This is a genomic window from Longimicrobium sp., assembly GCF_048594345.1.
In the GTDB taxonomy this organism is placed as follows: domain Bacteria; phylum Gemmatimonadota; class Gemmatimonadetes; order Longimicrobiales; family Longimicrobiaceae; genus Longimicrobium.
Genome location: NZ_JBMDXM010000270.1, coordinates 17697 through 32225 on the forward strand (window position 1 = coordinate 17697; position 14529 = coordinate 32225).

General features: G+C 70.3%; 13 protein-coding genes. 3 read left to right on the forward strand and 10 right to left on the reverse strand.

The features are described from left to right. Positions 1–117: 117 nt before the first annotated feature. The 10 genes from ACOJUJ_RS28520 to rpsF all read right to left on the reverse strand — a co-directional run bounded on the left by ACOJUJ_RS28520 (position 118) and on the right by rpsF (position 10384). Positions 118–711 (reverse strand): DUF2442 domain-containing protein, encoded by a 594-nt coding sequence (locus ACOJUJ_RS28520; protein WP_420130325.1) that lies wholly within the window; start codon positions 709–711, stop codon positions 118–120. Then, positions 704–946, reverse strand: a complete 243-nt coding sequence (locus tag ACOJUJ_RS28525; RefSeq protein WP_420130326.1) for a DUF4160 domain-containing protein — start codon at positions 944–946, stop codon at positions 704–706. The genes ACOJUJ_RS28520 and ACOJUJ_RS28525 overlap by 8 nt, the downstream gene beginning before the upstream one ends. Before the next feature lie 74 nt (positions 947–1020). Then, a complete protein-coding gene (locus tag ACOJUJ_RS28530; protein ID WP_420130327.1) occupies positions 1021–1422 on the reverse strand; it encodes a YraN family protein in 402 nt (133 codons plus the stop codon). Beyond that, on the reverse strand, positions 1403–2464 hold the full coding sequence (gene aroF / locus ACOJUJ_RS28535) for a 3-deoxy-7-phosphoheptulonate synthase (protein WP_420130328.1): 1062 nt from the start codon (positions 2462–2464) through the stop codon (positions 1403–1405). The genes ACOJUJ_RS28530 and aroF overlap by 20 nt, the downstream gene beginning before the upstream one ends. Before the next feature lie 397 nt (positions 2465–2861). Then, the gene (gene smc, locus ACOJUJ_RS28540; RefSeq protein ID WP_420130329.1) at positions 2862–6419 is read right to left on the reverse strand and encodes a chromosome segregation protein SMC; all 3558 of its coding nucleotides are present in this window, start codon (positions 6417–6419) and stop codon (positions 2862–2864) included. Further along, positions 6416–7975 carry a hypothetical protein gene (locus ACOJUJ_RS28545; protein WP_420130330.1) on the reverse strand — a complete coding sequence of 520 codons (1560 nt, stop codon included), beginning with the start codon at positions 7973–7975 and terminating at the stop codon, positions 6416–6418. Before ACOJUJ_RS28545 ends, smc begins: the two co-directional genes overlap by 4 nt. Before the next feature lie 805 nt (positions 7976–8780). Continuing rightward, positions 8781–9170 carry a ribosome silencing factor gene (rsfS, locus tag ACOJUJ_RS28550; protein ID WP_420130331.1) on the reverse strand — a complete coding sequence of 130 codons (390 nt, stop codon included), beginning with the start codon at positions 9168–9170 and terminating at the stop codon, positions 8781–8783. Between the two features lie 170 nt (positions 9171–9340). Then, positions 9341–9787, reverse strand: a complete 447-nt coding sequence (rplI, locus tag ACOJUJ_RS28555; RefSeq protein ID WP_420130332.1) for a 50S ribosomal protein L9 — start codon at positions 9785–9787, stop codon at positions 9341–9343. 12 nt (positions 9788–9799) lie between these two features. Beyond that, entirely contained in the window at positions 9800–10021 is a 222-nt protein-coding gene (gene rpsR / locus ACOJUJ_RS28560; protein WP_420130333.1) for a 30S ribosomal protein S18, read from the reverse strand. A gap of 3 nt (positions 10022–10024) precedes the next feature. Continuing rightward, on the reverse strand, positions 10025–10384 hold the full coding sequence (rpsF, locus tag ACOJUJ_RS28565; RefSeq protein WP_420130334.1) for a 30S ribosomal protein S6: 360 nt from the start codon (positions 10382–10384) through the stop codon (positions 10025–10027). 426 nt (positions 10385–10810) lie between these two features. Between rpsF and ACOJUJ_RS28570 the strand changes: the two genes are divergently transcribed. The 3 genes from ACOJUJ_RS28570 to ACOJUJ_RS28580 all read left to right on the forward strand — a co-directional run. After that, a complete protein-coding gene (locus ACOJUJ_RS28570; protein WP_420130335.1) occupies positions 10811–12205 on the forward strand; it encodes a hypothetical protein in 1395 nt (464 codons plus the stop codon). Between the two features lie 525 nt (positions 12206–12730). Then, a complete protein-coding gene (locus ACOJUJ_RS28575) occupies positions 12731–14125 on the forward strand; it encodes a hypothetical protein (RefSeq protein ID WP_420130336.1) in 1395 nt (464 codons plus the stop codon). 98 nt (positions 14126–14223) lie between these two features. After that, on the forward strand, positions 14224–14529 hold a 306-nt coding region (locus tag ACOJUJ_RS28580; protein ID WP_420130337.1), incomplete at its 3' end, for a helix-turn-helix domain-containing protein.

Consider the following 14529-nt stretch of genomic DNA (forward strand, 5'->3'; position numbering starts at 1 on the left):
GTCGATCGGCAGGGAACGCGCGGTGCCGATGGCGAAGGAGGGACACACGACAGGCGCGGGAGCGATCGCTCCCGCGCTCCGCGCCCTCGGTGACGATCGATCCGTGCGATCGTGCCGCTACTCGCCGGCCTTCTTGCGCCCCCGGGCGCGGGGCTTGGGCTCGGGCGGGATCGGCAGCCCGTACTCGTCCAGGGGACGCTCGGGGAGGTAGGGCGTGCGCTCCTCGGGCGGCACCAGGGTTTCGCGCACCATCGACGCGCCGGCGGCCGGGGCGTAGCGATACGGCTCCTGCCGTTTGCGGGGCCGCCCGCCACGCGCGCCGTTGGCCCGCGCCGCCGCCGCCTTGCGCTCGCTGGTGGCCGAGCCGCCCTTTTGCGCAAAGGCCCGCGGCAGCGCGGGCCCCAGCATGCGCACCAGCACACCGGCCACCCCGATGTGCACGTCGAGCGCCTCCCACTCGAGCGCCTCGCCGCCAAAGCAGGGCCGCACCGCCGCCAGCTGCTCGGCCGGCTCCCCGGCGAGCTCGGGGAACAGGTCGGGAGGGAACGCGAACGCGCCGCCCAGCTTGAGCTCGACCACGATGCGCCCGGTGGCGGCGTCGTAGTACGCCTCGCGGGCGCGGGGCTCCGTGAGGTCGGCGGTGGGCGCGGCCTCGCGCGCGGCGGCAAACCGGGCGCGCAGGGCGTCGTCGAGAGGAGGAAGCTCAGCCATGGATGTTTCTCCATTCGCGCAGCAGCCGCTGCTGGTGCTTGTACACGATCGCGAGTGCACGCCACGCCTGGTGGTCGGACAGTCCGCGAATCTTTACGACCTCGGGGGCTCCGTCGTCGCTATCCAGGTGCACCTTGGCGTACCCGTCAGGGCACGTGACGTGAACGTGGGGCGGCACGTGGTCGTCAGTGTAGATGTGCACGCTCCAGCCGTTCTCCCGCATGATCGTCGGCATAGTTTACCTATCGGCTTGGGTTTTGTCAAGCGCCAAAGAAACTGCGCCCGTGCGGCTGATCCGCCGCGCCGGGCCTACCACAAACGCCAGGCATCCTCCACGTGCTCGATCTGGGGCTGCCCTCCCGCCGGAAGCAGGATGGCCACCGCGTCGAAGCGGTAGACATCGTTGGGCGAGCCGTGCGCCTCGATCCAGGCGGCAGCCACCTGCTGGATTTCCTTGCGCTTTTTCCGCGTGATGGCTTCAAGCGGATGCCCGTAGCCCAGTCCGCCGCGCGTTTTTACCTCTACAAACGCAACGACCTCGTTGCGTCGTGCAACGAGGTCGATCTCACGGTGGCCGATTCTGAAATTGCGGTGGAGAATCACCCACCCGCGGTCCGCCAGAAACCCGGCGGCCAGCTGCTCTCCGCGGTCCCCCAGCGGCTTGTTGCCGTGGGACCCGGAGCGCCGGGGATCAGGCGGAGCCGGCGGCACGCGCCTCCCGCGGGACCAGCGGGGGCACCAGGCGCGAGCCGATGGCGTCCGCGATCACGGCGATCTGCTCCATCAGCTCGCCAAACTGCTCGGGAAAGAGCGACTGGGCGCCGTCGGACAGGGCGCGGTCCGGGTCAGGGTGCACCTCGATCATCAGCCCGTCGGCCCCGGCGGCCACGGCGGCGCGCGCCATGGGCGTAACCTTGGCGCGCAGGCCGGTGCCGTGGCTGGGGTCGGCGATGATGGGCAGGTGCGACAGCGACTTGACCACCGGGATGGCGGTAAGGTCCAGCAGGTTGCGAGTGTGCGTGTCGAAGCCGCGCACGCCGCGCTCGCACAGGATCACGTGCGGATTGCCCTCGGCCAGCAGGTACTCGGCGCTCAGCAGCAGGTCCTTGACGGTGGCCGCCATCCCCCGCTTGAGCAGCACCGGCTTGCCGGCCCGCCCCGCCCGGCGCAGGAGGGAGAAGTTCTGCATGTTGCGCGCGCCGATCTGCACGATGTCGGCGTACTTCGCCACCAGGTCCAGGCTCTCGTTGTCGATGGCTTCGGTGACCACCGCCATCCCCGTTTCCTCGCGGGCCTTGGCGAGAAGCTTGAGCCCCTCTTCGGCCATCCCCTGGAACGAGTAGGGCGAGGTGCGCGGCTTGAAGGCGCCGCCGCGCAGGATGGTGGCGCCCGCGTCGCGCAGGCGGTGGGCGATGCCGATGATCTGCGCCTCCGACTCCACGGAGCACGGCCCCGCCATCACGCACACCTCGCCCGCGCCGATGCGGGTGCCGTTGTCCAGCGTGACCACGGTGTTTTCCGGCCGCCACTCGCGCGACACCTGCTTGTACGGCTGCGACACGTGGATGATCTCCAGCACACCAGGGAGCGACTCCACGCGGTCGGAGTTCACCTTGCCGTCGTTGCCGATCAGGCCGATGGCGGTGCGCTGGCGGCCCGGGGTGGCCTGCGCCTCGTAGCCCATCTCGCGGATGGTGCGCATGACGCCCTCGATCTCCTCGGGCGTCGCGTCGTGTCTCATGACGACCAGCATGGTAGCGATTCCGGTAAAGGTCCCGCGCGATCTCGTAATGGGAAATGTAGGGCACGGCTCCGATCGCGTCCACGGGGGAGGCAAAAACGCGCCGGCGTACACGCGAGGACCGGCCGAATCCCGGATGACTGAAGGGGCGGATCAGCGGGCGCCGCAGCGGCGTGGGATCGACCGAGCCGTTCGCGTGAGGGATGCGCACCCGCAGGGCCGAGACACCGGCGCGCATGCACGAGCGCGGAGGAGACGCTTCGGGGATGGTGCGCGCCGGGGGCTCGGCGCCGTAGGCAACGGTTGTATCGTTGCCTACGGCGTGCGCAGCCCGACCCGGAGCGCAGCGGAGGGGCACGCCCGAAACGCAGTGCGGAAGTGCAGAAGTTCGGAGTGCGGAAGTGGCGGATCAGGCCACGCGCTGGTCGGGGCCGAAGCTCCAGGCGCCTTCCAGCTCCACGCCCACGATCGTCGACACGCCGGGCTCTTCCATCGTCACACCGTAGATCCAGTCCGCGGATTCCATGGTGCGCGGGTTGTGGGTGATGACGATGAACTGCGTCTGCTCCTTGAAGTCGTTGAGCAGCTGGATGAAGCGGCCCACGTTGCTCTCGTCCAGCGGCGCGTCAACCTCGTCGAACAGGCAGAAGGGCGACGGCTTGACCAGGTAGATGGCGAAGAGCAGCGACAGCGCGGTAAGCGTGCGCTCGCCGCCGGAGAGGAGGTGGATGCGCTGCGTCTTTTTGCCGCGGGGGCTGGCCTGGATCTCGATCGGCGACTCCAGCGGGTCGTCGGGGTCCGCCAGCCACACGTCGCACTCGCCGCCCTGAAAGAGCGACTGAAAGGTGCGATGGAAGTTCTGGCGCACCTGGTTGAAGGTGCCCATGAACACCTCGCGCGCGGTGCGGTTGATCTGGCGGATGGCGGAGGACAGGTCGTCGCGCGCCTTGGTCAGGTCGTTCTGCTGCTCCAGGAGAAAGGTGAGGCGGCGGTCTTCTTCCTCGTGCTCCTGCACGGCGAGCATGTTGATGGGGCCCAGCGCGTCCACCGCCTGCGCCACCTCGCGCACCTCCGCGCGCCACGCGTCCGGCGCGCCCTCTTCCACCGGGGCGGCCTGGCTGGCCAGGACCTCCCACGGGCGGCCCCATTCGACCTCCACGCGCTCGCGGACGCGGACCAGGCGGCTCTCCTGCTCGGCGCGCTCCAGCTCCAGCCGGTGGCGCCCTTCGGACGACTCCGTCTCGCGGCGGCGGGCGACGCGGGCGCGCTCTTCGGCGTGCGCGATCTCCGCCTCCAGCTCGCCCATGCGTGTGTCGAGGCCGGCCAGCAGCGACGCCTCGCGATCGCGGTCGGCAAACAGGCCCTCCACCTCGTCCCCCGCGCGGTCGCGGATGCCGGACAGGCCTTCCAGCGAGCGGCGCAGCTCCGTGGCCTCCGCCTCCAGCGTGCGGCCCCGGCCCGCGGCGCCCTCCGCCCCCTGCCGCGCGGCGGCCAGGGCGCGCTCCAGCTCGCGCAGATCACCTTCCGCACGGGCGACGGCCACGCGCAGCTCCGACTCCTCGTCGCGCGCGGCCTCCCAGACGGTGTCCAGCTCGCCCAGCGCGCCGCCGGCCCGGTGCTGCTCGCCCGCGGCCTCGTTGGCCGCGCGCTGCAGCTCCCCCATCCGCGCGTCCACCGCCGCGATCCGCTCCACCGCCTCCGTCGACAGCTTTCGCGCGGCGGACATGCCGACGCCGACTTCCTCGCGCTCGCGGCGCAGGCGCGTCTGCCGGTGGCCGTGCGCGGCGGCCTCGGCATCCAGCTGGCGCAGCTCGTTCTCCGTGCGCCGGACGAAGTCCTCCGCCTCGCGCGCGTTTTCCTCGGCGATGGCGATCTGCTCGGCCAGGGCGTCGCGGTCCAGCACCAGGCGGTCGTGGGCCACGCGCGCGTCCTCTACCTCGTTGCGCAGACGGGCCAGCGCCTCGCGACGGGCCAGGATCCCCTCGCCGCTGACCGGCTGGCCCAGGCGGATGACGCCGCGCGGGTCCACCGTGTCGCCCAGGCCGTCCACCCGGGCGCCGCGTGCGTACCCCTCCAGCGCGTCCTCGCCCTCCACCACGATGAGGCCGTGTAGAAAGGCCTCCACCCAGGGCGCGGCGTCCCCCTGCCCCGCCACACCCAGGCGCGCAGCGGCGTCCGCATCCTTCACCGCCTCCCGCACGCCAGGCGCGTCCAGGGGGAGAAGGAGCAGGGTGCCGCCGCCGTCCCACTCGTCGCGGAACCAGCGGCGCACGCGGCGGGCGGCGGCCAGGTCGTCCACCACCAGCGCCTGCAGCAGGGTGCCGAGGAACGATTCCACCGCCTGCGCCGTCACCGCGTCCGCCGTGGTCGCGCGGACAAAGTCGGCCAGGGGGGCGCGGACGCCGCGGAAGCGCTCGCGGGCGGCCATGATGGCGCTGACGGCGGGCGAAAAACCCTCGTAGCTGCGCTCCAGCGCCTCGCGGGCAGACACCTGCGCGGTGAGGCGAGACAGCCGGTCGTCCGCGGCGCGCAGCTGGTCGCGGAGCGCGCTCTCGCGGCCGCGATGCACGCGGATCTCTTCCCGCGCACGTTCGGCGGCGTCGATGGCGGCGTCCAGGCGGTCGCGCAGCGCGTCGCCCTGGCCGCTCCACAGCTCCGTCTGCTCGTCCAGCATCGCCAGGTCGCCGGCCAGCTGCGCCTCCTGCTCGGCCAGCCGGGTGATGCGCTCGGCGGCCTCGTCGCGGCGGCGCTCGGCGGCGGCGCGCTCGCCCTCCGCCGCGGCGATCTCGCGGGCCAGGCCGCGCGCCCTGGCCGCGGCGGCCTCCGTGGTCCGCCGGTGGGCGGCCAGGGTGGCGCGCAGGCCCTCGTTCTCCTCCAGCCGCCCCTCCAGCCGCTCGCGCACGCTCTCCAGCCGCGCGGCCGCGTGGGCCACCTCGCCCTGCAGCCGCGTTGCCTCCGTCGCCTGCCGCTCCGCGCGCTCCGCCAACTCGCCGCGCTCGCGCACCAGCTGGGCGATGCGCATTTCCGCGTGCGTGCGCCGCTCGTCCGCCAGCAAAATCTCGCGCTCGCGCGTGTCCAGCCGCTTGCGCACCTCCTCCAGCCGCCCCGCGACGACGGTCCGCTGCCGCGCCACCTCCGACGCTTCCAGCCGCCGCTCGGCCAGCGTGGCCTCCGCCGTCGTCCGCTCGGTGGCGGCGTCGCGCCCCTCGCGCTCCAGCGCCTCCAGCCGCCGCGTCCCCTCCGCCAGCGACGCCTCCAGCGACCCCGCCTCGGCCGTGGCGATGGCCATCTCCAGGTCCAGCCGCCGCGCCTGCAGCTCCGCGTGGCGCTGCGCCTTGCGCTTTTGGCGGGCCAGCGCCCTGACCTTGGATTCCACCTCCGCCACCAGGTCGTTCAGCCGCGACAGGTCGACCTCCGCCGCCTCCAGCCGGCGCTGCGCGGCCTTGCGGCGGTCCTTGTAGCGGCCGATGCCGGCGGCCTCCTCGAACATGGCGCGGCGCTCGTCCGGCCGCTCGCTGAGGATGGCGTCGATCATCCCCGCCTCGATGATCGAGTACGCGTCCGATCCCAGCCCCGTGTCGCGCAGCAGGTCGTTGATGTCGCGCAGGCGGCACGACTGGCGGTTGAGGAAGTACTCGCTGCCGCCCTCGCGAAACACCTTGCGGGCGATCTCGATCTCGGTCTGGGGGATGGGGACGGCGCCGTCCTCGTTGCCAAAGACGAGCGTGACCTCGGCGTAGTTGAGGGGACGGCGGCGGATGGTGCCCTGGAAGATGACCTCTTCCATCTTGGCGCTGCGCAGGGCGCCGGCGCGGGTCTCGCCCAGCACCCAGCGCACGGCGTCGGCGGTGTTGGATTTGCCGCAGCCGTTGGACCCCACGATGGCGGTCACGCCGTCGCGAAGCTCCAGAACCGTTTTGTCAGCGAAGGACTTGAAGCCGTGCAGCTGGAGGGAGCGAAGCTTCATTTCGGCGAGGCGGGGGGGCGGCCGGAGCGCTCCACCAGCCGGGGCGGAATGCTGGCGCCGGACAGGATCTTCTGCATCGGGGCGGCGCTGGCGCTGTCGCGGTAGGCGCCGCCGTACACCTTCCAGCGCTCGCTGCCGTCCGTGTACGGCACGGGCGCCACGTAGGCGGGGACGGCGCGGCCGGTAAGCGAGTCGGCGCGGGCGCGCGCCTGCTCGGCGGTGGCGTACTCACCCAGCTCGTACGCCAGCGGGCGGTGGTCGATGAGCGCGTAGCGGCCGCCGGCCGCCGCCTCCTCGATCACGTCCTCGGCCAGCAGCCGCTCCCGCAGCGAGATCACGGCGGCCGTGTCGCCCGCCATCCCCGCCATCACCTTCCAGTAGGTGATCCCCTGGTTGGCCTCGGGGACGATGAAGAACTGCGCCTCGGAAAAGCGACGCGCCACGTCCGTCGAGAACTTCGTGGCGTCGTCCCAGCTCTGAAAGTTGGCCACCTGGACGGAGTACGGCAGCACGGCGCCCGCGGCGGCCAGCGGAACGGCCGCCCTGGGCGCGGCGGCGGCGGGCGCCTTCTCCGGCTCCGGCTCGGCCGCGCGGGTGGGGGCGCCGATCAGGTTGGGAAAGCCGGGGATGAGCTGCGGCCCCAGGAACACCAGCGCGGCGAGCAGAGCGACGAGCAGAAGAAGCAGGAGCAGCGGCGACACGGCGCGCTTGCGCTTCTTCGGCTCCTCCGCGTCCGTCCACTCGGGGTCGGGGACGGGGATGGCCTCGGGGGCGACGGTCTGCGCGCCGGCGGAGGCGGGACCAGCCGCAGTGGGGACTGCCACGTCGGTCACGCCGGCCAGCTCGGCGCGGGTGCCGGGAGGCGCGTTCCAGGGCGCCACGGGCTCCGGCTCCGGAAAGCGGTCCGCGGGCGAGGCGGGACGCGCGGCGGCGGCCCCGTCGGCGCGCGGCGGCGTAAGCCAGGCGCGCACGGCGAACTGGTCCACCAGCTCCGCCGGCAGCGGGCTGCTTCCGTCCGCGCCGCCCAGCAGCACCACCTCGCTGGCGAAGCGGCGCAGCGTGGCCAGCTCCGGTGCGTCGCTGGGGACAAACAGCAGGAGCGCCGCGTTGTTGTCGCGGAACCCGTCCACGATCTTTTCCCAGCGCGGGTGGCGCAGGACGGCGCCGGCGTCCGGCGTGTAGGTGCCGCTGGAGATGAGGTAGAACCCGCGCCCCGGGACGGCCCGCGCGCTGCGGGCCAGCGACGCGCCGTAGAGAAAGATGTCGGTCACGCCGTCCTGGTTGGGCATGCCGATGCGGTCGTTGAGGAACGGATCGTCCAGGCACAGATCCGCCAGCACGGTGCGGCGGCCGGCGGCGTGCCAGCCGGTGGCCAGGCTCACGGCCGCGTCGGCGGCCCAGTCGCGGTCCGCGCCGCGGTCAAAGAGCAGCAGCACCGGCCCCGGCGCCGCCGTATCCCCCGCCACGGGGGCCGGAAGGCGTTCGAACGACGGGTCGAAGAACGTGGGGGACGGAACCCGTCCCGGTTCACCGGCGTGCGGCTGCGAATGCGTCATGGGCTAAGAGGCTGTTCCGGGCGGAGGCGCGCCGTGGCGCGGGATGGTCCGGCGACCGAGTGCAGAGCGGAAAGTAAACGGCGGAGTTGTTGTCAAGCAAGCGTTTGGGGAGAATGACGCCCTCGAATCGTCGACGGACACCCAGCTGCGTCCGCCGTGCCCCCTCCGCTCGCCGAGGCTCGCGCCTCCCCGCAAACCCGTGGAGGAGGTTTGTTACAGGGCTGATCCGCAATCCGGCAACACACCTCAAATCGGACTACGGCAAACAGAGGTCAGGGTACAGAGGAACAGACAACAGCCAGAGGAACAGAGAACGGAATGCGGTCACCTCTGTTCCTCTGGCTGTTCTCGGTTCCTCTGTACCTTCCAATGTTGTTATCCGGATTTCGTACAAGCTGGATACGCTTCGGCGAGTTGGTTGATCGGACGGGACGCTTACCGTCAGAATCTTCGTCGCTCGTCACCGCGCGTCGGCACTGGACGCCGCAGTCCGCGCAGGCGGACTTTGTGACGTTCCAGCCGCGGTTTCAACCGCCGGAGGCGGGAGCGGCCAGGCACATCGCAGAAGCCGGAAACAGGGATTTCGCGTGAGGGATGCGCGCCCGCAGGGCCGAGACACCGGCGCGCATGCACGGGCGCGGAGGAAACGCGTCGAGGTCTGTGCGCGCCGGGGGCTCGGCGCCATTGGCAACGGTTGGTTCGTTGCCTACGGCGCGCGCAGCCCGGCCCGGAGCGCAGCGGAGGGACACGCCCACCCCCGCCGTCTGCCGTTGCCGTAGCTTTTACGACAACGACGGAACCAGAATCAGGCGCCGGCGCCCTGCGGCTGCATCCGGTGGACCGGCGCGTCGCCCCACAGGCGCTCCAGCTGGTAGAACTCGCGCGCCGCGGGGTGAAACACGTGCACCACGAAGCTGAAGTAGTCCACCAGGATCCACCGCCCGCCGCGCTGGCCCTCCACGTTGAGCGGCCGCGTGCCGGACTGCTTGAGTTCGTCGACCACGTGGTCGGCGATGGCGGCCACGTGCGTGTCGCTGGTGCCGCTGGCGATGAGAAAGAAGTCGGTGGCGCTGCTGATCTTGCGCAGATCCATCAGCACCACTTCGTTGGCCTTGCGGTCAAAGAGCAGCTCGACGGCGCGGGCTACCTCCTGCGGCAGGTCCTTGACCCCGGTGTCGGGGGAAGTGTCAGTCATCCGATCCTGTCCGAAAAATCCGTCACTGATGCGAGAAGCCCCGCGCCGCAACATGCGGCCCGGCGTTCACGCGGGCAAGTCGGGTGCCGGTGCGCACCCACCCCCATGCGCGAAGGGGCGGCCTCCGCACCGGAAAGCCGCCCCTTCGCCTGTCGTGCCCCGCCGGAGGACTACTCCTCGGCGATGACCCAGACCTTGATCTCCGGACGCACCTGCGTGTGCAGGCGCACGGGGACGCTGTGCACGCCCAGCGACTTGATGGGCTCGTCCAGCTCGATCTGGCGGCGGTCGACGGTGATCCCCTGCTCCGCCAGCTTATCGGCGATGTCGCCGTTGGTGATGGAGCCGAAGAGCTTGCCTTCCTGGCCCGCGCGGGCGTTGAAGGTAAGCGACACGCCCTCGAGGGCGCTGGCCTGCTTGCGGGCCTCGCCAAGCGTCTCGGCTTCCTTGCGGCCCTGGGCGGCGCGCTCGGCCTCCATGCGGCGCACGTTGGCCGCCGAGGCCTCGTACGCCAGGCCCCGGGGGATCAGGTAGTTGCGGCCGTAGCCGGGCTTCACGTCGACCACGTCGCCGGCTTCGCCCAGGTTTTCGATACGGTCTCTGAGGATGACCTGCATGATGTTATCTCCTCAGCTCTCGTGGCCGGCGATGTACGGCAGCAGGGCCAGGTAGCGTCCGCGCTTGATGGCGGTGCCCACCTGCCGCTGGTGCCGGGCGCACATGCCGCTGATGCGCCGCGGCAGGATCTTGCCGCGCTCAGTGATGAAGCGGCCGAGCGTCTTTTCGTCCTTGTAGTCCACGTTCCGCACCGCGCCCTCGCACATGGGGCAGGTCTTTCTTCCTCCACGCATGGCTCAGCCCTCCCCTTCTTCGTCGGCTTCGTCGTCGCGCTTCTCCACCGGCGGGATGGGCGTCGTGGGCAGGTCGCCCTCGTTCACCACCACCAGGTACCGCAGGACGTCGTCGTCCAGCTTGAGCACGCGCTCGAACTCGGGCAGCGCCTCACCGGGGGCGCGGAAGTGCTCCACCACGTAGTAGCCGCTGGTCTGGCGCTCCACCTCGTACGCCAGCTGGCGGCGGCCCCAGTGGTCCGTCGCCGTGATCTCGCCGCCGTTGGTGCCCGTAAGCAGCCCGTGGTAGCGGTCGAGCTTTTCGGTCACCTGCGCCTCTTCAAGCGAAGGGGCGAAGATGTACACGATCTCGTAGTCCCTCAAAGTGTCACCTGTCCTCTGGACATGAGGCCCCGCGCCGGTGCGCGCGGAGCAGGATGAAAAACAAGGCTCCCCCGTTTCCGGGGGAGCAGGAGATTATAGCGGGAGAAAGCCGATCGTGCAACCGGTGCGGACGCCAGCCGGCCTTCTCCGTACGCGGCGGCACGCGGCATCCTCGCCGGGCCGGGCGAGCGGGCACGTCGCCGGCGGGCCAACGTCCTCGTGCGGCGTTACAGTCCATGAAGCAGGGCCGCTCCGTTGGCGCGCTCGGGTACGGGATCCGTCTTCTCGCGCAGCTGTTGAGGAATCAGCTGTTCCCCGGCGCTTGCCCCGACGGCGGGTGGCGGTGAAGATTGACTGTACAAACTTTGCGCGCGGTGGCTCAACACGCGCGCCTCTGCATCACGCCCCCTCCCGAAACCATCGCCCGTGAGCGCATCCGCCCCGCAAATCCCCCCCGACGTCCAGGCCGCGCACCGCCACCTGTCCCCCGCCGCCGAACACTTTCTGGAGCACCTGCTGGATCACCCCGACCGGGCGGCGCAGCTGGTGGGGATCGAACAGGGGCTGCCTGGCTGGATGACCCCCTACGACATCACCTGGCCCACGCTGGTCGACGCGCGGCGGGTGGCCGAGATGGAGCGGGCGACGGTGGGCGTGTGCAAGCTCATCAAGTCCATCCCCGCCGTGGTCTTTGGCGGAGACCTGGGGGCCATGGGCGCGTTCTACGGCTACGACCCCCTCATGCTGGCGGCCATGTTCTCGGTGCGCGATTACGCGAACAGCACCGTGGCGCGCTGCGACTTCATCGACACGCCCGGCGGGCTGATGTGCTGCGAGGTGAACATGGCCGCCAACCTGGGCGGCTGGCACCAGAGGTTCTGGCGCGAGCGCTACCTGCGCCACCCCGTGCTCATGGACTTCAGCGCGCGCGAAGGCATCAGCCCGGACGTGCGCGACGTGCTGGCCACCTTCTGCCAGCACATGATTGACGACGCCCTGGACAGCGGCGTGATCGAAGAAGGCGGCGAGCTGAATGTGGCGGTGACCCTGAACCGGCCGCCCACCGAGGGTGCGCGGCGCCACGCCGCCGAAGTGTACGCGGAGCTCCTGCGCCGCGACGGGCGCGGCGTGACCGGCGACCTGTGGCTGTGCGGCGCGCCGGCGGAGGAGCTGACGTTCCAGGGGCTGGACGTGTACATGGGCGAGCGGCGGGTGCACGTCATCTACGAGTACGCCTTTGCGCCGCCGTCCATGCAGGTGCTTCGCTCGCAGCTGGTGGGCCGGATACGCGTCTACAACGGCGCGGCTACGCGGATGTGGGTCGACAAGCGCAACCTCGCCCTGCTTTCGGAACACGAGGAGCTTGAGGCGTGGACGGAGGAGGACCGCCAGCTGATCCGCGACCACATCCCCTGGACGCGCCTGGTTTCCCCCCGCACCACCACCTGGCGAGGCGCCGAGGTGCAGTTCCCCGGCTTTCTGGTGGATCACCGCGACAGCCTGGTCCTCAAGCGCGGCATGGGCATCGGCGGAGCGGCCGTGCACGTGGGGCGGTACCTGACCCCGGAGGATTGGGAGGCGCGGGTGGGCGAGGCGATGGAGAAGGGCGGATGGATCGTGCAGGAACGGGTGGAGTCCAGACCGTACGTCTACCCGCCCCGGCCCGGCGACGTCCCCGTTCCCAACACGGTCATTTGGGGCCTGTTCTGCACCGGGCGGCGGTACGCCGGCGGCTGCCTGCGCATGCTTCCCCAGGACGCCGGCGAGGGCATCGTAAACGGCGCCCGCGGCGCCTACGAAGGCGCCATCCTGGAGATATGATACGGATTCCGAGATTCTGGGTCCAGTCTGAAACAGCATCAACGCAGCGTTGGAAAGAGAGTTCGCGGAGAAAACACGTTGTGTTCTCCGCGAACTCTTTTTCCAACTCCGCGCACTCTGCATTGAAGTCGCCAGCCCGGAGTGCACTCCAGGAACGGCATGATCGACCGCATCGTTCGCGGGACCGTCGCTGCCCGCCAGATTCGCGGCAACACGCCTCCCGAACCAGGATGAGGGCGGCCGCCGCGCCGCGACGGCTCCGGGTCACCCGACTGCATCGCTCGCCTCTCCAGGCGACCCGGACGAAATCCTCGCACGGCGTTCCGTCACGGCAGATCCGCTCCGTTCGCGCACTCGAATACCGGCCCGCCGGTTCGCACATCTGCGCGAGGAAGCGCGTGCTCGCACGCACAGGTGCCGGCGCTTGCCCGGCGGCGGGTGGCGGGTGAAGATTGATGGCGCCAAGCTTTGCGCGCGGTGGCTCAACGCGCGCGCTTCTCCATGAACCCCTCCTGGACCCGCCCCGTGACCACATCCCCCCCGCAGATTCCCCCCGACACCCGGGCCGCACACCACCACCTTTCCCCCGCCGCCGAGCGCCTTCTGGAGCACCTGCTGGATCACCCCGACCAGGGCGCGCAGCTGGTGGGGTTTGAAAAGGGGCTGCCGCCGTGGATGACCCACTCCTACATCACCTGGCCCACCCTGGTCGACGCACGGCGGGTGGCCGAGATGGAGCGGGCAATGGTGGGCGTGTGCAACCTCGTCAAGGCCATCCCCACCGTAATCTTTAGCGGAGACCTGCGGGCCATCTCCGCGTTCTACGGCTACGACCCCATTCTGCTGGCCGCCTCGTTCGCGGTGCGCAATCACACCAACAGCACCGTGGCCCGCGGCGACTTCATCGACACGGCCGACGGGCTGAAGTGCTGCGAGGTGAACATGGCCGCCAACCTGGGCGGCTGGGAGCACGGGTTCTGGAGCGAGCATTACCTGCGGAACCCCGTACTCATGGATTTCTGCGCGCGCGAAGGCATCACCCCGGGCGGCCGTGACGTGCTGATCACCTTGTGCGAGCACATGATCGACGACGCCCTGGACTGCGGCTTGATCCAAGAAGGCGGCGAGCTGAACGTGATGATGGTCGTGGACATGCCGCCTACCGAGGATGCGCGGCGCCAGGCCGCCGAAGGGTACGCGGAGCTCCTGCGCCGCACCGGCCGCGGCGTGACCGGCCAGTTGTGGCTGGCCGTCGCGGAGAAGGAGGAGCTGACGTTCCGGGGAGGGGACGTGTACATGGGTGAGCAGCGGGTGCACGTCTTTTACGGGCACACCGTCAAAGGCTTCTCCATGCAGGTGCTGCGGGCACAGTTGACGGGCGGGATACGCGCCTATAACGGCTGGCTTACGCGGATGTGGCACGACAAGCGCAACCTCGCCCTGCTTTCGGAAAACGAGGGGCTGGAAGCGTGGACGGACGAGGAGCGCCAGCTGATCCGCGACCACATCCCCTGGACGCGCGTGATCTCGCCCCGTACCACCACCTGGCGCGGCGCCGAGGTGCAGTTCCCCGGCTTTCTGCTGGATCACCGCGACGACCTGGTCCTCAAGCGCGGCATAGGCGCCGGCGGCAAGGAAGTTCACGTGGGGCGGTACCTGGCGCAGGACGCCTGGGAAGCGCGGGTGCGCGAGGCGGTGCAGGAGGGCGGATGGATCGTGCAGGAGCGGGTGGAGTCCAGACCGTTCTTCTACCCGTCCCAGCCCGGCGCCGACCCCGTCCCCAACACCGTCATCTGGGGTCTGTTCTGCACCGCGTCGCGGTACGGCGGCGGCTTTCTGCGCATGCTTCCCCAGGGCACGGGTGAGGGCGTCGTCAACAGCAACCGCAACGCCTACGAAGGCGCCATCCTGGAGATCTGATACCAAATCCGGAAAAAGATTAGGTATTCTGGAGTGCGCCGTTTACATTGAGAAGTGTGGGAGCAGTGCTTGCTACTACCCTCCTCAGGAGCGAGCGCATGAGCCGCCGTATCCGCGTAGAAGGGCATCTGAGCACGGACGAGCTTCAGCAGCGGTACCGTAGCGCCACGCACCCTGCCGAGAAGATGTATTGGCAGGTTCTGTGGCTGGTTGCAACGGGCGAATCGGCGGAAGAGGTGGCGCGGGTAACCACGTACACGGCTAACTGGGTACGGGAGTTGGTCCGCCGCTATAACCGTGGTGGGCCGGAATCGGTTCAGGATGGGCGCCGTGGCCACTCGGGACGGCGCCCGCTCCTTTCTCCAGAGCAGGAAGCTGAACTGCCCGTGGCGCTTGAGGGATCC

Coding starts and splice junctions, on each gene's coding strand:
- rsfS (WP_420130331.1), bottom strand. CDS start 9,170: ATGACTGACACTTCCCCCGACACCGGGGTCAAGGACCTGCCGCAGGAG.
- ACOJUJ_RS28525 (WP_420130326.1), bottom strand. CDS start 946: ATGCCGACGATCATGCGGGAGAACGGCTGGAGCGTGCACATCTACACT.
- ACOJUJ_RS28545 (WP_420130330.1), bottom strand. CDS start 7,975: ATGACGCATTCGCAGCCGCACGCCGGTGAACCGGGACGGGTTCCGTCC.
- aroF (WP_420130328.1), bottom strand. CDS start 2,464: ATGCTGGTCGTCATGAGACACGACGCGACGCCCGAGGAGATCGAGGGC.
- rpsR (WP_420130333.1), bottom strand. CDS start 10,021: ATGCGTGGAGGAAGAAAGACCTGCCCCATGTGCGAGGGCGCGGTGCGG.
- ACOJUJ_RS28520 (WP_420130325.1), bottom strand. CDS start 711: ATGGCTGAGCTTCCTCCTCTCGACGACGCCCTGCGCGCCCGGTTTGCC.
- rplI (WP_420130332.1), bottom strand. CDS start 9,787: ATGCAGGTCATCCTCAGAGACCGTATCGAAAACCTGGGCGAAGCCGGC.
- smc (WP_420130329.1), bottom strand. CDS start 6,419: ATGAAGCTTCGCTCCCTCCAGCTGCACGGCTTCAAGTCCTTCGCTGAC.